A 15,458-nucleotide genomic window follows, 5' to 3' on the forward strand; every position below is an offset into this window, starting at 1 on the left:
TATTTTTGCGTCTGAGGGGTCGTCGACGGGGAGGCAGCCGCTGTGCAGGGGGAACGTGGGGCGCGGGCGCAGGTCGCGGTGGTGGGTGGTGGGCCCGTAGGGATGCTCGTGGCGGCCGAGTTGGCCGCGTTCGGGGTCGACACGGTGCTGCTCGAATCCCGCTCCGGCGTGTCCGACCGGCCCAAGGCGACCACGCTGCACGCCCGGGCCGTGCAGTGCCTGGCCCGGCGCGGCCATCTGCCCGCGCCGGCCGCCCCGTACGCCGCCGCCCGGGGCGGCCGGGCCGCGAGCCCCTTCCACTTCGCCGGGCTGCCCGGCCTGTTCATCACCGCTCCCGAGACCGAGCCGGAGCCGATCCTCAAGTGTCCCCAGGCGCGGCTGGAGCGGGAGTTCGAGGAGCGGGCCCGGGCGGCGGGCGCGCGGATCCTGCGCGAGCACCGGGTCACCGGGCTGGTCCGGGAGGCGGACGGCGTGCGGATCGAGGCCGAGGGGCCGCACGGGCCGGTCGCGTACGAGGTGGGGTACGTGGTGGGGGCGGACGGTGCGCGCAGTACGGTCCGCGAGCACGCGGGCATCGGCTCCGAGACCCATCCGGCGACCGTCTCCGCGCTGATGGGCGCGGTCCGCCTCGCCGAACCGGACGCACTGCCCGCGGGCTGGCACCGGACCCCGCGCGGCTGGATCGTGGCCAAGGCCGACGCCGAGGGCAGGACGCACGTACGGACGCTCAACTGCGCCGGGGCGTTCGCCGACCGGCACCTGCCGCCCACGCTGGAGGAACTGCGCGCGGAGGTCTCCTGGATCGCCGGACGGGAGATCGCGATGGACGAGCCGCGCTGGCTCGGCCGGTTCAGCGATTTCGCCCGGCTGGCCCGGACCTTCCGCGAGGGGCGGGTCTTCCTGGTGGGGGACGCGGCGCACGTGCACTTCCCGATCGGCGGGCAGGGCCTGAGCACCGGGGTCCTCGACGCCCTCAACCTGGCCTGGAAGCTGGCGCTCGCGGTGCGCGGGGAGGCGGGCCCGGAACTGCTCGGCACGTACGACGCCGAGCGCAGGCCGGTCGCCCGGCGGGTCATCGAGAACACCCGGGCCCAGCTCGCGCTGATGCGGCCGGGGCCCGAACTCGACGCCCTGCGCGGGGTGTTCTCGGGGCTGCTGGCGCAGGAGGGCGCCCAGGGGCATCTCGGGGGTCTCATCAGTGCGCAGGACACCGTGCTCCCGGCGGTGCTGCCGACGCGGCCCGGGCCTTCCTGCCCGAGCGCAGGAACGTTTCTGCACAACGCCGTGCTGACCACCTCGACCGGCGAGACGGACGTCATCCGGCTGCTCCGGGGCGGCCGCCCGCTGCTGCTGCTCCTCGGGGACAAGGGCGCCGTCCACCGCGAGGAGGCGCGGGGCTGGGAGGGGATCGTGCGCGTGGTGCACGCCCGGCCCACGCCCGAAGTGCCGTACGAGGCCCTGCTGGTGCGCCCCGACGGGTACATCGCGTGGGCGCCGGGGGGCGCTGGCCTGGGCGCCGCGCTGTCGGTGTACTTCGCCGGGAGCGCCCGCACGGGGTGCGCGTGACGCGGAGAGCCCGGGGAGCGCGGGGAGCCGGGGGAACGCGGGACGGCCGGGGGCGGGGCCGTGCCCGTACGGCGTCCCCGGCCGGAGCGCGGGGCGCCGTACCGGCTCGGCCCCGGCCGGGGTACTCCGGCCGGGCTCAGCCGGCGGCCGCGAGCTCCAGCGCGTCCGCCGCCTTCAGGGCCTCGGCGTAGACCGCGGCTCCGCGGGGCTCGGCGAGGTCGAGCGAGGCGAGGACGGAGGAGACGGCGATGCTGGGCAGCAGGTGGCGCACCAGCGCGGAGGTCCGGGCCGCCAGGTCGCGGTAGTCGCAGACTGCCTGGGACATGGACTGGATGCCCGCGAACGTTCCCACGATCACGTCGGCCGTCTCCTCGGGCACGACGTGGGGCAGCAGCTCGCCCTGCTCCTGCGCCTTCCGGAGCGTGACGGTGACGACCTCGGCCCAGCGCACGAACGGGCCGCTGCGGTCGAGGCCCTGTGCCAGCTGGTCCATGGTCAGCCGTACGCCGGCGCGGACCATGGGGTCGGTCTGCAGGCGGTAGGCGTGGAGCATCACCATGTCCACGATCTCCTGCACCTTCGTCGCCCGCTCGGGGACGAGGATGCGCTGGTCCTGTTCGCCGAGGACCCCTTGGGCCAGGTCGTCCTTGGACTGGAAATGGAAGTACAGGGCGCCCTTGGTCACCCCGGCCTCGGTGAGGATCTGGGAGATCGTGGCGGCTTGGTAGCCGTGCTCCTCGAAGACCTTGGCCGCCGCCGAAAGGATCGCCTGCCGTGTGCGGATGGCCCGGACCTGCTCAGCCACGTTGCCTCCTCCCTCCTCTGTTGATGGGGGCTGTAAAAAAACCGCCCAGTTCGTATCTTACAGCGGGTGAGGTGTCCCGGCTGGTGTCGGGAGGCGAGAAAATGTCAGGTCAGGGAGGGAAGGTCATGATTCTGGTCACGGGGGCCACGGGGACGGTCGGCCGCGAGGTGGTCCGGAGAATCCCACCTGACCTGCGGTTTCGCGTGATGTGCAGAAATCCCGAAGGGTTTGCGGGCCTCCGCGCACAGGCCGAGGCCGTCCACGGGGACTACCGGGACCGGCCCTCGCTCGCACGGGCCCTGCGCGGGGTGAGCGCGGCCTTCCTGGTGACCGCGGAGATCGGCGGCGACCAGGACGCGCGTTTCCTGCGGGCCGCGCGCTCGGCGGGCGTACGACACGTCGTGAAACTGTCCGCCGCGGCCGTGGAGGACCCCGGGGCCGAGGACCTGATCACCCGGTGGCAGCGGGGGAACGAGGAGCTGCTGCGCGGCTCGGGGATGGAATGGACGCTGCTGCGCCCGCGGTCGTTCATGTCCAACAGCCTGTCCTGGGCCGCGACGGTGCGGGCGGAGCGGGTGGTACGGGGGCTGTGCGGGGCGTCGGGCAACGCGTGCGTGGATCCGCGCGACATCGCGGAGGTGGCGGTACGGGCCCTGACCGGCGACGGGCACGCCGGTCGTTCGTACACGCTGACCGGGCCGGAGGCGATCACCGCGGCCGAGCAGACCGCGCAGCTCGCGCAGTTGCTCGGACGCCCGCTGCGCTTCGAGGAGCTGGGCCCGGAGCAGGCGCGCACGGCGTTGCGGGGGAAGTACCCGCACGCCCTCGTCGAGGCGCTGCTGGAGAGCGCGCAGCGGCAGCGTGCGGGGGCCAAGGCCCAGGTGGACGGGACGGTGCCGGTGTTGCTCGGCCGTCCCGCCGGTTCCTTCCGCGCGTGGGCGAGGGATCACCTGAGTGCCTTCGTGTGAGGGAACCGGGCGGTGCCGGCGGAGCCGGCTCCCGACCCGTCAGACGGCGTGGGGCGCCGCGGACACGGTGGAGCTGAAGACGGGACTGCCGTTCTGGTGGCCGGTGACCACCACGGCCGTCGTGCCCTCCGGCAGGGCGTCGCAGGGCAGCGTGCGCGCCTCGATGACGCAGGGGGCGTCCAGTTCCGCGTAGCGCTCGAAGGTGCTGTCCATGCCGACCGGGAGGAAGGCGGAATCTCCCAGCACGGCGCTGGCCGCCTGCCGGGCGGCTTCGAGGAGCACCATCCCCGGTACGTGGTCGACGGGGTGGTCGAAGAGCACCGGATGGCGGGTGTCCGCCCGCAGGAACCAGCGGTCCGGCCGGTCGGTGGGGGAGAGGACGACGTCCATGGGCGACACGCGTCCCACGCTCTGCGGGGCCGCGGGCGCCGTGAGCGGCAGGCGGCGCTGCTCGCCGCTCAGGGTGCGGTCGCCGCGCAGCCGCTCGTAGACGGTGGGCGCGATGCAGGTGTACGAGGCGGCTGCGGTCGCCGCCAGTTCGCCGTCGCGGCGCAGGACCGCCTCGTAGCGCAGTCCGGCGAGCCGGCTGCCGCGCCGCCGTACGTCGGTGCAGGTGACCTCGATGTCGATGGAGGCCGGGGCGCTGCCCACGACGAGCTGTTCGGGCCGCACCGCGATGCTGAGGTCGCGCATCAGGAACTGGTGCCCGAACGGGACTCCGAATTCGGCGTGGCCGAGGAGGGCGCCGACCTGGCGAAAGGTCTCCACGGCCATGAGGGGGTCATGGTGGGTGCCGTGCACGGGGATGAAGAAGCTGTGGCTGCGCGGCCATTGGGCGGTGACGGTGAAGTGGGTGTCGTCCTGGCGCTCCCAGTCGGTGAGCATGACCTCGGCGACGGCGGCCCGGTGCACTAATTCCTTGGGGACCGTCGTGGTCCACGTGGAGGGGATCGAGGGCCGGTTGACAGAGGCCCAAGGGGCCCGTCTCGTCATTTCTCTGTCGAACCCGGTCAGTTCAACTTCAAAGGTGCTCGCAGACATTGCTCCCCCTGGGCTCCGCTGGCGAGAAGGGCTTGTTGCCTCTGGCGGGAAAGATACATACCAACCGGTTTAATTTCTAGCGGTATCTGACCATCCGCTCGTGCAAACTGCGGATGATTTCCTTCCGAATAAAACGTATCCGCTGGTCAGGGCGGGTCTCCTGACCTCTGTCCCGCTCCGGTTGCACCACGTGGGCCCCTTCGGGGACCCCGGTGGGTCGAGTCCGGTCTGAGTGATCCTCAAGTCCGCTGATCAACCGTGTCCGAATGTCTCCGGTCACTCGGCGTGATCCTCGGTCTATTCCGGCTGACGTTATGCCGGGTGACCCCTCTTTTCAAAAACCGCACAGACGGTTTGTTATAGTGGGAGCCGGAGCGGCGGCCGCCTCGCGGTGCTCCGGAGCAAGCAGCCCGCCCGCCCTCGCGCGCGTGGCACCCCTCGCAGTGACGGAGCAGTCGATGGTCAAACAGGAACGCGCGGCGCGTACGCGCGAAACCCTGATCCGGTCCGCAGCCGAGACCTTCGACCGGGACGGCTTCTCGGTGGCCTCGCTGACCGCGATCAGTTCGCTGGCCGGCGTGAGCAACGGGGCACTGCACTTCCACTTCCCCAGCAAGGCCGCGCTGGCCCATGCGGTGGAGGAATCAGCGCTGACCCGGCTGCTGGCCCTCACGGGGGAGGCGGAGGGGGACGAGCTCCCGGCCGGGGCCAGCCGCGTGCAGCTCCTCGTCGACGTCACCCACGCGATCGCGGGTGCGCTGCGCGGGGATCCGGTGCTGCGGGCGGGGTTCGCGCTGAGCGGTGAGCTCTCCCGCCCGGGCCCGGGCGATCTGCGCGAACGCTGGCGCCACTGGGTCGAGGACACGCTGAGGCTGGCCGAGCTGGAGGGGGAGTTGCGCCCCGAGGCGGCGGCGGGGGACGTGGTGACCGCCGTGGTGGCGGCGACCGTGGGCTTCGAGGTGCTCGCCGTACGGGACGAGGCGTGGCTGTCGGCGGCGACGGTGACCCGGTTCTGGCGGCTGCTGCTGCCGACGCTCATACCGGCGGACCGGCTCGCGGGTTTCGAGGCCGCCGGCACGGACCGGCGGCCCGGGTAGCCGTACGCGGTCCCGGTACCGGTCTTCGTGGTGCCTCCCGTCCGGCCCCCGGCCAGGCCCCTTCGCGGACCGGGCGCGGAGGGCCGGATGCGTTTGTTCACCCTGTCCGTACGTAGACTTTGCGGTTTGTTTTGCCCCGCCTGGGGGTGTTCTGGAGAAGGTGAGGAGCGGGGCTGCAGCGGTCCTCCGATCCTGAGGCCTCGACAAAAGCCCAGTTCAGAAGGGTTTTTGAGGGCCAACTGGCTGCAACCCGAAACAAAACAGCGCGGTCGGTTTCGTATTGACAAACCGCCGGTCCTGTTTTTTACTGGCGAAGGCTCATCCACGGACAGGGGAGTACGGCGTGGACATCGAAGTACTGGGCACACTGGCGGTGCGGGAACGCGGAGTCTCCGTTACGCCGACCGCCCCGAAGCCGCGACAGGTGCTGGCACTGCTGGCGCTCCATGCCGACCAGGTCGTCCCGGTGTCGGCTCTGATAGAGGAACTGTGGCAGGGGGCGCCGCCGCGCAGCGCGCGGACCACGCTCCAGACCTACGTCCTGCAGCTGCGGGCCCTCATCGCCACGGCCCTGGAACAGGGCGATGACGAGGGCGAAGCCGCCCCCGCGGGGCGGCGCACCGCCAAGGACGTGCTCGTCACCCTCCCCGGCGGCTACCTGCTCAACAGCGGGGGCGGCACCAGCGACGTCCGCGAGTTCGACCGGCTCGCCGGCATGGGCTACCGGGCGATGGACGCGGGCGACTTCCCGGGCGCGGCCCGGCTGCTGCGCGAGGCGCTGTCGCTGTGGTCCGGACCGGCCTTCGCCGACGTGCACGGCGGAATCCAGCTGGACATGGAGACGCGGCGGCTGGAGGAGACCCGGCTCTGCGCGCTCGACCAGCGCATCGAGGCGGATCTGCGGATCGGGCGGCACCGCGAGCTGCTGGCCGAACTCACCGTGCTGGCCAGCCGGTACCGCACCCACGAGAACCTGCACGGCCAGTTCATGCTGGCCCTGCACCGCTCCGGCCGCCGCGGCGAGGCCCTCGACGTCTACCAGCGGCTGCGCGCCACGCTCGTGCGCGAACTCGGGCTGGAGCCTTCGGCCGCCCTGCGCAGGCTGCAGCGCTCGATCCTCATGGCCAGCCCCGAGACCCCGGTGGCGGCGGAGACCAACAACAGCGAGCGACTCGCGCGCGTGGGCTGAGATGGCCGCCGCACGCGACACCCGAACCGGGACCGGAAAGACGGCCGGGACCGGGACGGCGACCGGGACCGGAGCACGGAGCCGGAGGCGCGTCCGGACCGCCGGCGGAGGGGGCGGCGCCGTGCAGGAGAGGTCGGAGCGGACCCGCAGGAAACTGGTGCACGCGGGCGCCGAGATGTTCCACCGCAACGGCTACGCGAACGCGACGCTCCTGGAGATCGCCGCGTTCGCCGGAGTGACCAAGGGGGCGCTGTACTTCCATTTCGCCTCCAAGGACGAACTGGCGGAGGCGGTCCGGCTGCGCGGCTGCGAGCTGCTGCGCGAATCCGTGCGCGCACTGCGCGCCTGCGGCGGCTCCCCGCTCCAGACCCTGGTCGATCTGACGCACTGGCTCGCGCTGGGCCTGCGCGAGGAACCGGCGATCCCGGCCAGCTTCCGCATCACCAGGGAGTGCGCCGGACTGCCCTCGCTCGCCACCGACTTCCACCGGATCTGGCTCGCGGAGGTCTGCGGGCTGCTGCGCGCGGCCCGGGACGCGGGCGAACTGCGCACCGGGGGCCGCTGGGAGAGCATCGAATCCCTGGTCGCCGCGGCGGCCTGCGGCATCGAGACGCTGGCGGCGACGGGCATGCCGTACGCCGAACTGCAGCGCCGGGTGGCGGGGCTGTGGTCGCTGCTGCTGCCGAGTCTGGTTCCGGAGGGCGCGCAGCGGGAGTTCCGGGTCGGGATGCCGGATCCCGACACGGCGCCCGGGCGGGTGGGGGACGTACGCGAGGACGACGCCCCGGACGGGGGCGTGGACCACCTGTCCCCTCCGGTGTTCTCCGGCAGCAGCACGTGACCGCGGGCGTGACCGTTCCCGTGATCGGTGCCCCGTGACGTGTGATTCGTGACCCGTGACCCGTGACCGTGTGTCGGCCGACGGCTTGGAGGAGCCTGCGATGACGATGGAACATCCCGCGGACGTACTGACCGACCTCATCGGGGTGCTCGGCGACGTCCTGCGGGTCAAGCCGGAGAAGATCGACCCCGAGCAGACCTTCCAGTCCATGGGGCTCGACTCCCTGCTGGTCGTGGAGTTCGTCGCCGTCGTCAACACCCGGTACGGGCTGCGCGTGCGCGCGACCGACCTGTACGACTTCCCGACGCCGGTGTCCTTCGCGCGCGAGGTCGCGCGGGCGGCGAGCGGTGCGGGCCCGGCTGCGCCGGTTCCCGCGGCTGCGCCGGTCCCCGTCGCGGCGCCGGCCGCGGGCATGGCGTACGAAGCGCCGACGGCGGCCTCCGCCGCCCCCGCCCCCGCCGCCCGGCAGGCGCCGGCGGCCGCCGCGGCGACCCGGATCGCGGAGGTGCTGCGCGAGCAGCTCGCCGGGATCCTGTGCTGCGACCCGTGGGACATCGACACCACGGCGGCGTTCAACGTGCTCGGGGTGGACTCCATGGTGGGCGCCGAGTTCATCGCGGTCGTCAACCGGAGCTTCGGTCTGCGGGAGCGGTCCGTCCTGTTGTACGAGCACCCGAACCTGGCCGCCATGGCCGCGTACATCGCGACGCGGTCGGGGGCGGCGGCGCAGGCGGTCCAGGAAGCGCAGGTGGCGCAGGCCGCGCACACCGCGCACACCGCTCGCCCCGCGCAGGACTTCGCCCCGGCCCCGCGGACGCCGGAACCGGCGTACCGGCCCGCCGCCGCGGGCCCGGTCACCGCGCTCGCCGCGGTCTCCGCCGTTCCCGCGGTCGCCGGTCCGGGGCCGGCCGCGCGGCCGCTTCCCGCGGGCGACCTCGACGTCCTGCTCGACGCGATCCGCGACGACCGGCTCACCGTGGACGAGGCCCTCGTACTGCTCGGCCGTCGCGGCTGAAGCCGAATCCCGTAAGGAGCACGTCCAGATGGACGAGAAGGAAGTCCTGACCCGGTTCAAGAACGGCCATCTGGACCGGGCCCAGGTCGCCGCGCTGCTGACCGGCGCCGGCACCGGGACGGGACCCGTCGTCCTCACACCACCGGAGCCGCCGGCCACCGGGGCCATCGCCATCGTCGGGATGGCCGGCCGCTACCCGGGGGCGCCGGACCTGGCCGCGTTCTGGCGCCGGGCGCGCGAGGGGTACGACAGCGCCTCGACCCCGCCGCCCGGCCGGCCCGGCGAGGAGCCCGGCCACTACCTGGAGCGCGTACAGGACTTCGACCCGGAGTTCTTCGGGATCGACGCGCACGAAGCCGCCCTGATGGACCCCCAGGAGAGGCTGTTCCTCGAAACCGCGTGGGAGGCCCTGGAGGACGCCGGCTGCACCGGCGGCCGACTCGACGCCCTGACCGCCGCCGACGGCACCCCGCGCAGCGTCGGGGTGTTCACCGGCGCCGGGTCCGGCGACTACGCGCTGCTCGCCGTCCGGACGTGGAGCCGCGAGCGGCCCCGCCCGATGCCCCGGGGCGGTCAGTGGAGCCTGCCCAACCGGCTTTCCGCCCTGCTCGGCCTCACCGGCCCCAGCCAGTCGGTGGACACCGCCGAGTCCTCGGTGCTCGTCGCCCTCCATCTCGCGGCGGCCGCCCTGCACCGCGGAGAGTGCGCCGCCGCGCTCGTCGGTGGCGTACGGCTGCTGCTGCACCCGTCCAGCCGGCACCCCGGCGCGGGCGAGGGCGTCGGCGCGCTGCTGCTGAAGCCGCTGGCGCGGGCCCTGGCCGACGGGGACGGCATCCACTGCCTGGTGCGCGGCAGTGCGGTCGGCCACACCGCACCCGACCCCACGGCCCCCGGCCCGGGCCGCGGGTCCCGGCCCGCGGGCGCTCGTACGCGGGGTGCGTCCGCGCGTACGCCGGGAAGGGCCCCGGCGGGCCGGGTCTCGCGGGAGGCGCTGCGGGCCGCCGGTGTGGGCGGCGCGGACGGAGTCGTCCGTGAGGACGCCGGGGCCGTGCGCGCGCTCGTGGGCGAGGCGGGGGCCGCCACCGGCGTGGCCGCCGTGACACGGGCCGTTTTCCAGCTGGGGCACCGGGTCCTGGCGCCGGGGGCGGAGTCTGCCGGGGCGGAGCGCGCCGGGGCGCGGGTCTGGGAGAACGAGGGGCCCGGGCCGCGGCGGATCTGCGTCGGGGTGCGCGGGGCCGGGGGTACGGACGCCGAGGTGGTGTTGGAGGAGTACCTGCCAGAGGCCGCCGAGCCGTCCGCCGTCGCGCAGCGGGCCCCGGTGGGCCCCGAGCTGTTCCTGCTGTCCGCCCCGACCCCCGCCCACTTGGCGGCCACCGCCCGGCGGTTCGCCGCTCTGCTGGGCGGGGCCGGGCCCGTGCCGGAGCTCGACCGGCTCGCGCGCGGCCTGCGGACGGGGCGGGCCGCCATGGACTGCCGGTTCGCGGCCGTCGTCGCGGACACCGGCGAACTGCTGCGGGTCCTGGAGGAGTTCGTACGGGACGGGGCGCCCTGCGCCGATCTGCGGGGCGGCGGAGCCGACCCGCTGGGGCTGGGGGCCGTACCGGAGACGGACGGGTACCTCGCCGCGCTGTGGCAGGCCGGGCATCTGCACCAGCTGCGCGGGCTGTGGCTGTCGGGACTGGACGTGGACTGGGCCGCGCTGGAGCCGGCGGGGGGCGGGGCGGCCGGCGTGCCGCTGCCCCCGTCCGCGTTCCTGCGCGTACCGCTTTGGCTGAGCGGCGAGGAGGGCCCGGCATGACGACGCTGCCGCCCGACCCGGCGGGGTCGGGGGAGACCGAGCCGGCCCCGGTCAACCTGTGGTTCTGCCCCAACGAGGACCTGGCGCCCGGGATCGCCGCGACCCTGGCCTCGTACTGGCTGGACGAGAACGAGCAGGAGGTGGCGGGCCGGTTCCTCTTCGAGCGCGACCGCCGGCAGTACCTCGTCGCGCACGCGCTGGTGCGGCGGGTGCTCGCGCTGGAGACCGGCATCCCGGAGGCGGAGGCGGTCATCTGGCGCTCCTCGCGCGGGCGGCCGTTCCTGCAGACTCCGGCCGGAGGGCTGCCGCGGGGGGCCGACGCCCTGGACTTCAACCTCTCGCACGCCAACGCCTACAACCTGCTGGGGGTGGCGCGGGGGCTGCGGATCGGCGTGGACGTGGAGCGGCTGGACCGGGGCGAGCGCGGCCTGGACAACATCATCGCGACGTTCGCCGGGGAGGAGCAGGACTGGATCGCCGGCGCCGCGCCGGGGCGGCCGCGGGACCGGCGGGCGCTGCGGCTGTGGACGCTGAAGGAGGCGTACTCGAAGGCGCGGGGTCTGGGCCTGGGGCTGCCGTTCGACTCCTTCGCGTTCACTCTGGCCGAGGACCGGGGGGTGCTGTCGTTCCGGCCGCCTGCCGACGACTCGGCGCGGCGGTGGCGGTTCCTGGAGGTGGAGCCGGTGCCGGAGGTACTGGCGGCGGTGGCGGTCGAAGTCGACTCCGAGCGCCCGCCGGCGGTCCACCTCCACCACGGCTTCCCCTGGGGCCGCGCGGCGCCCCGCCGCCTGGTCCTCCCGGCGCCCGCGGGGGTATGAGCCCGCCCGCCGCGCTGCCGACTGCCCGGCCCGGACCGGTGCCCCGGTGACCCGGTGACCGGGTCCTGTTCTCCGCGTCAGAAGGTCTCTTCCTCCGTGTCGTGGGAGGCGAGGCGTTGTTCGAGGTCGGTGGCCCAGGACCGGGCCCAGTGCCTCAGCACGGCGATGGCCGGCCGGTCGAGGCCGTAGACGTGGAATTCCTCGTCGTCGTACCAGTCGGTGCCGGCGAGGCGGTCGTGGAGGTCTTCAAGACGGAACTCTTCGCGACCATGGCGCCGGCCGAGGTGCTCGAGTTCGGTGGGCGTGCGCATGCGGGAAGCAGCGTGGACGTCGATGACGTCGCGGACGGCGCCGCGGTCGGCAAGGGCGCGGACCTTGGTGCCGATGACGTCGTCGAGGGCGAGGACCGGGCCGTACTCGGTGTGGGCCGGGGCGCTCCAGAGGTTCTCTTTGAGGATGTCGACCTCGCATTCGGCGCCGTCCGCGGGGTCGGTGACCATCAGGCGGGCGGACAGCGGGTCGACGGCGATGACGGCGACCTGCCAGCCGCGTTTGGCCAGCTCGTGGGCGAGGTCGGTGGTGATGTCGGTCATGGGGGCGGGGTTCTCGGTGGCGACGTCGAGGTCCTGGCTGAGGCGGTCGACGAGGCCGTGGGCCTGCACCGCGTATCCGCCGGTGATCACGAGGGGATAGGGCGTGCCGATGGCGATCACGTCGGCCAGGAGCCGGCGGTGCAGTGCGCTGAGGTTCACGCGGCGGGCGTCGTCCGCGTCCGGGCCGTCAGCCGGGGGAAGCGTTCTTCCCAGACCTGGCGGATGTGGCGGCTGACCAGGGTGCGCAGGACGGGCCACTGCTCGGTCAGAAGGCCGCTGTCCAGGAGCGCGACCAGGTCGTCGCGCTGCCCCTCCGCCAGGACGGTGCGGTACAGGCTCATCCGCTGCCGGGGCCGGTCCAGGTCGTACGCGCGCAGCCCGGACCACGCCACGTGCAGGGGCAGCTCCACCACTCCGTGGGACGGGCCGGCCAGCTCGTCGAGGGAGGCGGGCAGGCGGCCGGTGTACCGCTCGCGCAGGACCTCGCCTGCGGAGACCGGTGAGACAGACGACGACAGCTGAGCCATGCGGCCAGTATCCCGTGCCACGGCCCCCACTGGCACCGCGAACGCGACATCGTGCCCCGGCACCGTCCTGTGCTCGGCATGTGCCCCACCCGTTCACCTGCGTCCTGCCCGCGATTTTCACCTCCGCAGTCGACGGGGAAAACAGAAAGGTCGGAAATCTGCTTGACGAGGGATTGAGGGGCGGGGATTTCCGGGCGGACCGGGCGGCGGGGAAGTCGGAAATCAAGCGGGAATCGAGGCGGGCGGGAGAGGATTTCGCCTTGGTCTTCGACGGAACGGGAGAGGTGGGCATGGGCGGGGAGCCGGGCGTTGTCGAGGTGGCCGACGGGGTCCATGCCTATGTGCAGCCCGAAGGCGGGTGGTGCCTGAACAATGCGGGGATCATCAGCCATCGCGGGTCCAGCGCGCTCGTCGACACCGCCGCCACCGAGGAGCGGGCCCGCCGGCTGCGCGAGGCCGCGGTGCGGGTGGCGGGGCGGGCGCCCCGGGCCCTCGTCAACACGCATTTCCACGGGGACCACACCTACGGGAACTTCATCTTTCCCGAGGCGCTCACCATCGGGCACGAGCGGACCCGGGCCATGGTCCGGGCGGCCGGCCTGCACATGGCCGGGCTGTGGCCCGACGTGTGCTGGGGGGACATCGAGGTCCGGCCGCCCGAGCTGACGTTCCGGGACCGGACGACGCTCCACGTGGGGGAGGTCCGCGCCGAGCTCATCCACATCGGGCCGGCCGCCCACACCACCGACGACACCGTCGTCTGGCTGCCCGATCAGGGGGTGCTGTTCACCGGCGACCTCGTCATGAACGGGGTCACCCCGTTCTGCGTCATGGGGTCGGTCGCCGGGAGCCTGCGGGCCCTGGAGCGACTGCGGGGGCTGGGCGCCACCACCGTCGTCCCCGGTCACGGGCCCGTCGCGGGGCCCGAGGTGTTCGACGTCAACGAGGGCTACCTGCGCTGGGTGCGGCAGCTGGCCCGGGAGGGCCTCGCGGCCGGGGTGAGCCCGCTGGAGCTGGCCCGCGGCACCGACCTCGGGCCGTACGGCGAACTGCTCGACCCCGAGCGGCTGCTGCCCAACCTCCACCGCGGCTACGTGGAGGCGGAGGGCCGGCTGCCCGAGGGGTCACCCCTCGACGTCGGCGCCCTGTTCGAGGAGATGACCGCCTTCCACGGGCGGCCCCTGGCCTGTCACGCCTGAGGTCAGGCCCTCCAGACGCCGGATCAGCTCCTGCTGCTCCCGCGCCAGGGTCTCGATCCGCAATCCCAGGCGGGCTATGGCGCCGCCCAGTTCGTGCAGCGTGGCGTCCGGGTCCGGTGCGGACAGGGACGGGGCGTGGTGGAGGATCGCCTCCATGCGCCCGCGCAGCGCCGGGCCCGGCTCCACGCCGAGTTCGTCCACCAGGCGGCGGCGGGCGCGCTCGTACACGCCGAGCGCCTCGGCCTGGCGGCCGCAGCGGTACAGGGCCAGCATCAGGAGGTCGTAGAGCCGCTCGCGCACCGGGTGGCGGGCCGTCAGCCGTTCCAGCTCCCGGGCGGCCTCGGCGTGGCGGCCGCTGCGCAGGCGGGCCTCGTACAGGGTCTCCAGCGTGGTCAGCCGCAGTTCCTCCAGCCGCTCGGCCTCCCTCGCGCACAGAGGGCCCTGCCCGCTGCCCGCGAGGGCCGGGCCCCGCCACAGGGCGAGGGCGTCTCCGAGGAGTTGGGCACCCCGGACCGGATCGGCGGCCAGCGTTCCACGGCCCTTCGAGGAGAGGTCCTGGAAGCGGTGGGCGTCCGTGCGCGCCGCCGGACGGCCCAGCGTGTAGCCCGTCGCGCGGGTGGAGATCCAGTCCTCGCCGGCCGCTCGCCGGAGCAGCCGGCGCAGGCGGGCCACGTGGGCGTGCAGCGCGTTGGCCGCGCCCGGCGGCGGGCGGTCGCCCCACAGTTCGTGGATCAGCCGCTCGGCGGGCAGCACCTGGCCCGCCCGCACCACCAGGGCGCCGAGCAGCGCCCGCTGTTTGGCGCCGGACGGGGCGGCGTACGTTCCCGTACGGCGGTCGAGCACCTCCACCGGGCCCAGGACGCGGAAGTCCATTTCCCCGGTGCCGTCAACGATGCCGTCCACGGTGTCGTCCACGGGCCTCGCGCCCCCTTTCCGGCTGAAATGAAATGGGTGCCGGATTCCATCCCCCGAACGGAATCTAGCAGCTGCTTTTCAGCCTGCAACCGTCGGAAGCGGAGGGCGGCTCGACACCGGCTCAAGAATTCCGGGACGGCACACTGGACACCGCTACCGTGCCGGAGTCGAAGGCTGAAAATCGATGGGAACTCGACGAAATACGGAGGACACCGTGAAGATTCAGGTTCTGGGTCCGTTGAGTGCCGAGGTCAACGGGGGCTCGATTGTTCCGACGGCGGGCAAGCCGCGCCAGATCCTGGCGCTGCTCGCGCTCTATCCGGGGCGGGTGATGCCCGTGCAGACCCTCATGGAGGAGATCTGGGGCACCGACCTCCCGCAGAGCGCGCTCACCACGCTGCAGACGTACATCCTGCAGCTGCGCCGCAGACTCGGCACGGCCATGGGGCCGGGCGTCCCGGGCAGCGCGAAGGACGTGCTCGCGACCCGGCACGGCGGCTACCTGCTGCAGATACCGCCGGACGCCGTGGACGTCCACGCCTACGAGACCCTCGTGGTCGGCGGACAGCACGCGTACGAGGACGGGGACGACGAGCGCGCGGCCGAGATGCTGCGCAAGGCGCTCGGACTGTGGAACGGCCCGGCGCTGGTCGACGTACGCGTGGGACCGATCCTGGAGATCGAGGTCATGCGCCTGGAGGAGAGCCGGCTCGTGACGGTCGAGCGGCGCATCGACGCCGACCTGCGGCTCGGCCGCCACGTCGAGGTCATCGCCGAACTGACCGAGCTGATCGCCCGGCACCCCCAGCACGAGGGCCTGCACTCGCAGGCCATGGTCGCGCTGTACCGGTCCGGCCGCCAGGCCACCGCCCTGGACGTCTACCGCAGGCTGCGCAACCGCCTGATCGACGAACTCGGAGTGGAGCCGTCCCCGCAGCTGCAGCGCCTGCACCAGGCGATGCTGACGGTGGATCCGGCGCTGGACGTGGTGGCGGGACCGCGCAGGGGGTCCACCTTCGACCTCTACGCCGCCTGAGTCCCCACCAGTCCCGTCCCGCCAGTCCCTCTGGTCCCTCCAGTCCCTCC

Annotated in this window: 15 protein-coding genes; 10 read left to right on the forward strand and 5 right to left on the reverse strand. The window is 73.5% G+C overall.

Going from position 1 to position 15,458, the window contains the following annotated elements; genetic code table 11:
• Positions 1–42 precede the first annotated feature (42 nt).
• A complete protein-coding gene (locus ACS04_RS30535; RefSeq protein WP_048480072.1) occupies positions 43–1,566 on the forward strand; it encodes an FAD-dependent monooxygenase in 1,524 nt (507 codons plus the stop codon).
• Positions 1,567–1,702: 136 nt separating this feature from the next.
• Here ACS04_RS30535 and ACS04_RS30540 read toward each other — a convergent pair whose 3' ends face one another.
• Positions 1,703–2,371, reverse strand: a complete 669-nt coding sequence (locus ACS04_RS30540) for a ScbR family autoregulator-binding transcription factor (RefSeq protein WP_048480073.1) — start codon at positions 2,369–2,371, stop codon at positions 1,703–1,705.
• Positions 2,372–2,496: 125 nt separating this feature from the next.
• Here ACS04_RS30540 and ACS04_RS30545 point away from each other — a divergent pair, with 125 nt between their 5' ends.
• Positions 2,497–3,339 (forward strand): NAD(P)H-binding protein, encoded by an 843-nt coding sequence (locus ACS04_RS30545; RefSeq protein WP_048480074.1) that lies wholly within the window; start codon positions 2,497–2,499, stop codon positions 3,337–3,339.
• 39 nt (positions 3,340–3,378) lie between these two features.
• Here the strand turns inward: ACS04_RS30545 and ACS04_RS30550 are convergent, their stop codons facing one another.
• Positions 3,379–4,380: a ScbA/BarX family gamma-butyrolactone biosynthesis protein gene (locus tag ACS04_RS30550; protein WP_053081038.1), complete on the reverse strand. Its 1,002-nt coding sequence runs from the start codon at positions 4,378–4,380 to the stop codon at positions 3,379–3,381.
• 428 nt (positions 4,381–4,808) lie between these two features.
• On the opposite strand from ACS04_RS30550, the gene ACS04_RS30555 reads away from it, so the two are divergent.
• From ACS04_RS30555 to ACS04_RS30580, 6 genes are all read left to right on the forward strand, one after another.
• Complete coding sequence (locus ACS04_RS30555; RefSeq protein ID WP_245236619.1) at positions 4,809–5,477, forward strand: ScbR family autoregulator-binding transcription factor; 669 nt, start codon at positions 4,809–4,811, stop codon at positions 5,475–5,477.
• A 343-nt stretch (positions 5,478–5,820) separates the two neighbouring features.
• Positions 5,821–6,666, forward strand: coding sequence for an AfsR/SARP family transcriptional regulator (locus ACS04_RS30560; protein WP_048480077.1), 846 nt, complete (start codon positions 5,821–5,823; stop codon positions 6,664–6,666).
• Between the two features lie 121 nt (positions 6,667–6,787).
• Complete coding sequence (locus ACS04_RS30565) at positions 6,788–7,507, forward strand: ScbR family autoregulator-binding transcription factor (protein ID WP_158977694.1); 720 nt, start codon at positions 6,788–6,790, stop codon at positions 7,505–7,507.
• A 100-nt stretch (positions 7,508–7,607) separates the two neighbouring features.
• A complete protein-coding gene (locus tag ACS04_RS30570; RefSeq protein ID WP_053081040.1) occupies positions 7,608–8,522 on the forward strand; it encodes a phosphopantetheine-binding protein in 915 nt (304 codons plus the stop codon).
• 28 nt (positions 8,523–8,550) lie between these two features.
• Positions 8,551–10,320, forward strand: coding sequence for a beta-ketoacyl synthase N-terminal-like domain-containing protein (locus ACS04_RS30575; RefSeq protein ID WP_048480078.1), 1,770 nt, complete (start codon positions 8,551–8,553; stop codon positions 10,318–10,320).
• Positions 10,317–11,138: a 4'-phosphopantetheinyl transferase family protein gene (locus tag ACS04_RS30580; protein ID WP_048480079.1), complete on the forward strand. Its 822-nt coding sequence runs from the start codon at positions 10,317–10,319 to the stop codon at positions 11,136–11,138. Before ACS04_RS30575 ends, ACS04_RS30580 begins: the two co-directional genes overlap by 4 nt.
• 77 nt (positions 11,139–11,215) lie before the next feature.
• Here the strand turns inward: ACS04_RS30580 and ACS04_RS30585 are convergent, their stop codons facing one another.
• Both ACS04_RS30585 and ACS04_RS30590 read right to left on the reverse strand, forming a co-directional pair.
• Positions 11,216–11,890, reverse strand: a complete 675-nt coding sequence (locus ACS04_RS30585) for a nucleotidyl transferase AbiEii/AbiGii toxin family protein (RefSeq protein ID WP_048480080.1) — start codon at positions 11,888–11,890, stop codon at positions 11,216–11,218.
• Positions 11,887–12,258, reverse strand: a complete 372-nt coding sequence (locus ACS04_RS30590; RefSeq protein ID WP_048480081.1) for a hypothetical protein — start codon at positions 12,256–12,258, stop codon at positions 11,887–11,889. The genes ACS04_RS30585 and ACS04_RS30590 overlap by 4 nt, the downstream gene beginning before the upstream one ends.
• 290 nt (positions 12,259–12,548) lie before the next feature.
• On the opposite strand from ACS04_RS30590, the gene ACS04_RS30595 reads away from it, so the two are divergent.
• Positions 12,549–13,457 carry an MBL fold metallo-hydrolase gene (locus ACS04_RS30595; RefSeq protein ID WP_048480157.1) on the forward strand — a complete coding sequence of 303 codons (909 nt, stop codon included), beginning with the start codon at positions 12,549–12,551 and terminating at the stop codon, positions 13,455–13,457.
• On the opposite strand, the gene ACS04_RS30600 is transcribed toward ACS04_RS30595, so the two are convergent.
• Complete coding sequence (locus ACS04_RS30600; protein WP_245236620.1) at positions 13,383–14,372, reverse strand: AfsR/SARP family transcriptional regulator; 990 nt, start codon at positions 14,370–14,372, stop codon at positions 13,383–13,385. The two genes, ACS04_RS30595 and ACS04_RS30600, sit on opposite strands and share 75 nt — an antisense overlap.
• Positions 14,373–14,586: 214 nt before the next feature.
• On the opposite strand from ACS04_RS30600, the gene ACS04_RS30605 reads away from it, so the two are divergent.
• A complete protein-coding gene (locus ACS04_RS30605) occupies positions 14,587–15,408 on the forward strand; it encodes an AfsR/SARP family transcriptional regulator (RefSeq protein WP_048480082.1) in 822 nt (273 codons plus the stop codon).
• Positions 15,409–15,458 lie beyond the last annotated feature (50 nt).

The sequence above is a fragment of the Streptomyces roseus genome (assembly GCF_001044425.1).
In the GTDB taxonomy this organism is placed as follows: domain Bacteria; phylum Actinomycetota; class Actinomycetes; order Streptomycetales; family Streptomycetaceae; genus Streptomyces; species Streptomyces roseus.

Excerpts from the sequence above, each read along its gene's own strand:
- ACS04_RS30545 (WP_048480074.1), top strand. The coding sequence starts at position 2,497 with ATGATTCTGGTCACGGGGGCCACGGGGACGGTCGGCCGCGAGGTGGTC.
- ACS04_RS30550 (WP_053081038.1), bottom strand. The coding sequence starts at position 4,380 with ATGTCTGCGAGCACCTTTGAAGTTGAACTGACCGGGTTCGACAGAGAA.
- ACS04_RS30570 (WP_053081040.1), top strand. The coding sequence starts at position 7,608 with ATGACGATGGAACATCCCGCGGACGTACTGACCGACCTCATCGGGGTG.
- ACS04_RS30575 (WP_048480078.1), top strand. The coding sequence starts at position 8,551 with ATGGACGAGAAGGAAGTCCTGACCCGGTTCAAGAACGGCCATCTGGAC.
- ACS04_RS30580 (WP_048480079.1), top strand. The coding sequence starts at position 10,317 with ATGACGACGCTGCCGCCCGACCCGGCGGGGTCGGGGGAGACCGAGCCG.
- ACS04_RS30590 (WP_048480081.1), bottom strand. The coding sequence starts at position 12,258 with ATGGCTCAGCTGTCGTCGTCTGTCTCACCGGTCTCCGCAGGCGAGGTC.
- ACS04_RS30595 (WP_048480157.1), top strand. The coding sequence starts at position 12,549 with ATGGGCGGGGAGCCGGGCGTTGTCGAGGTGGCCGACGGGGTCCATGCC.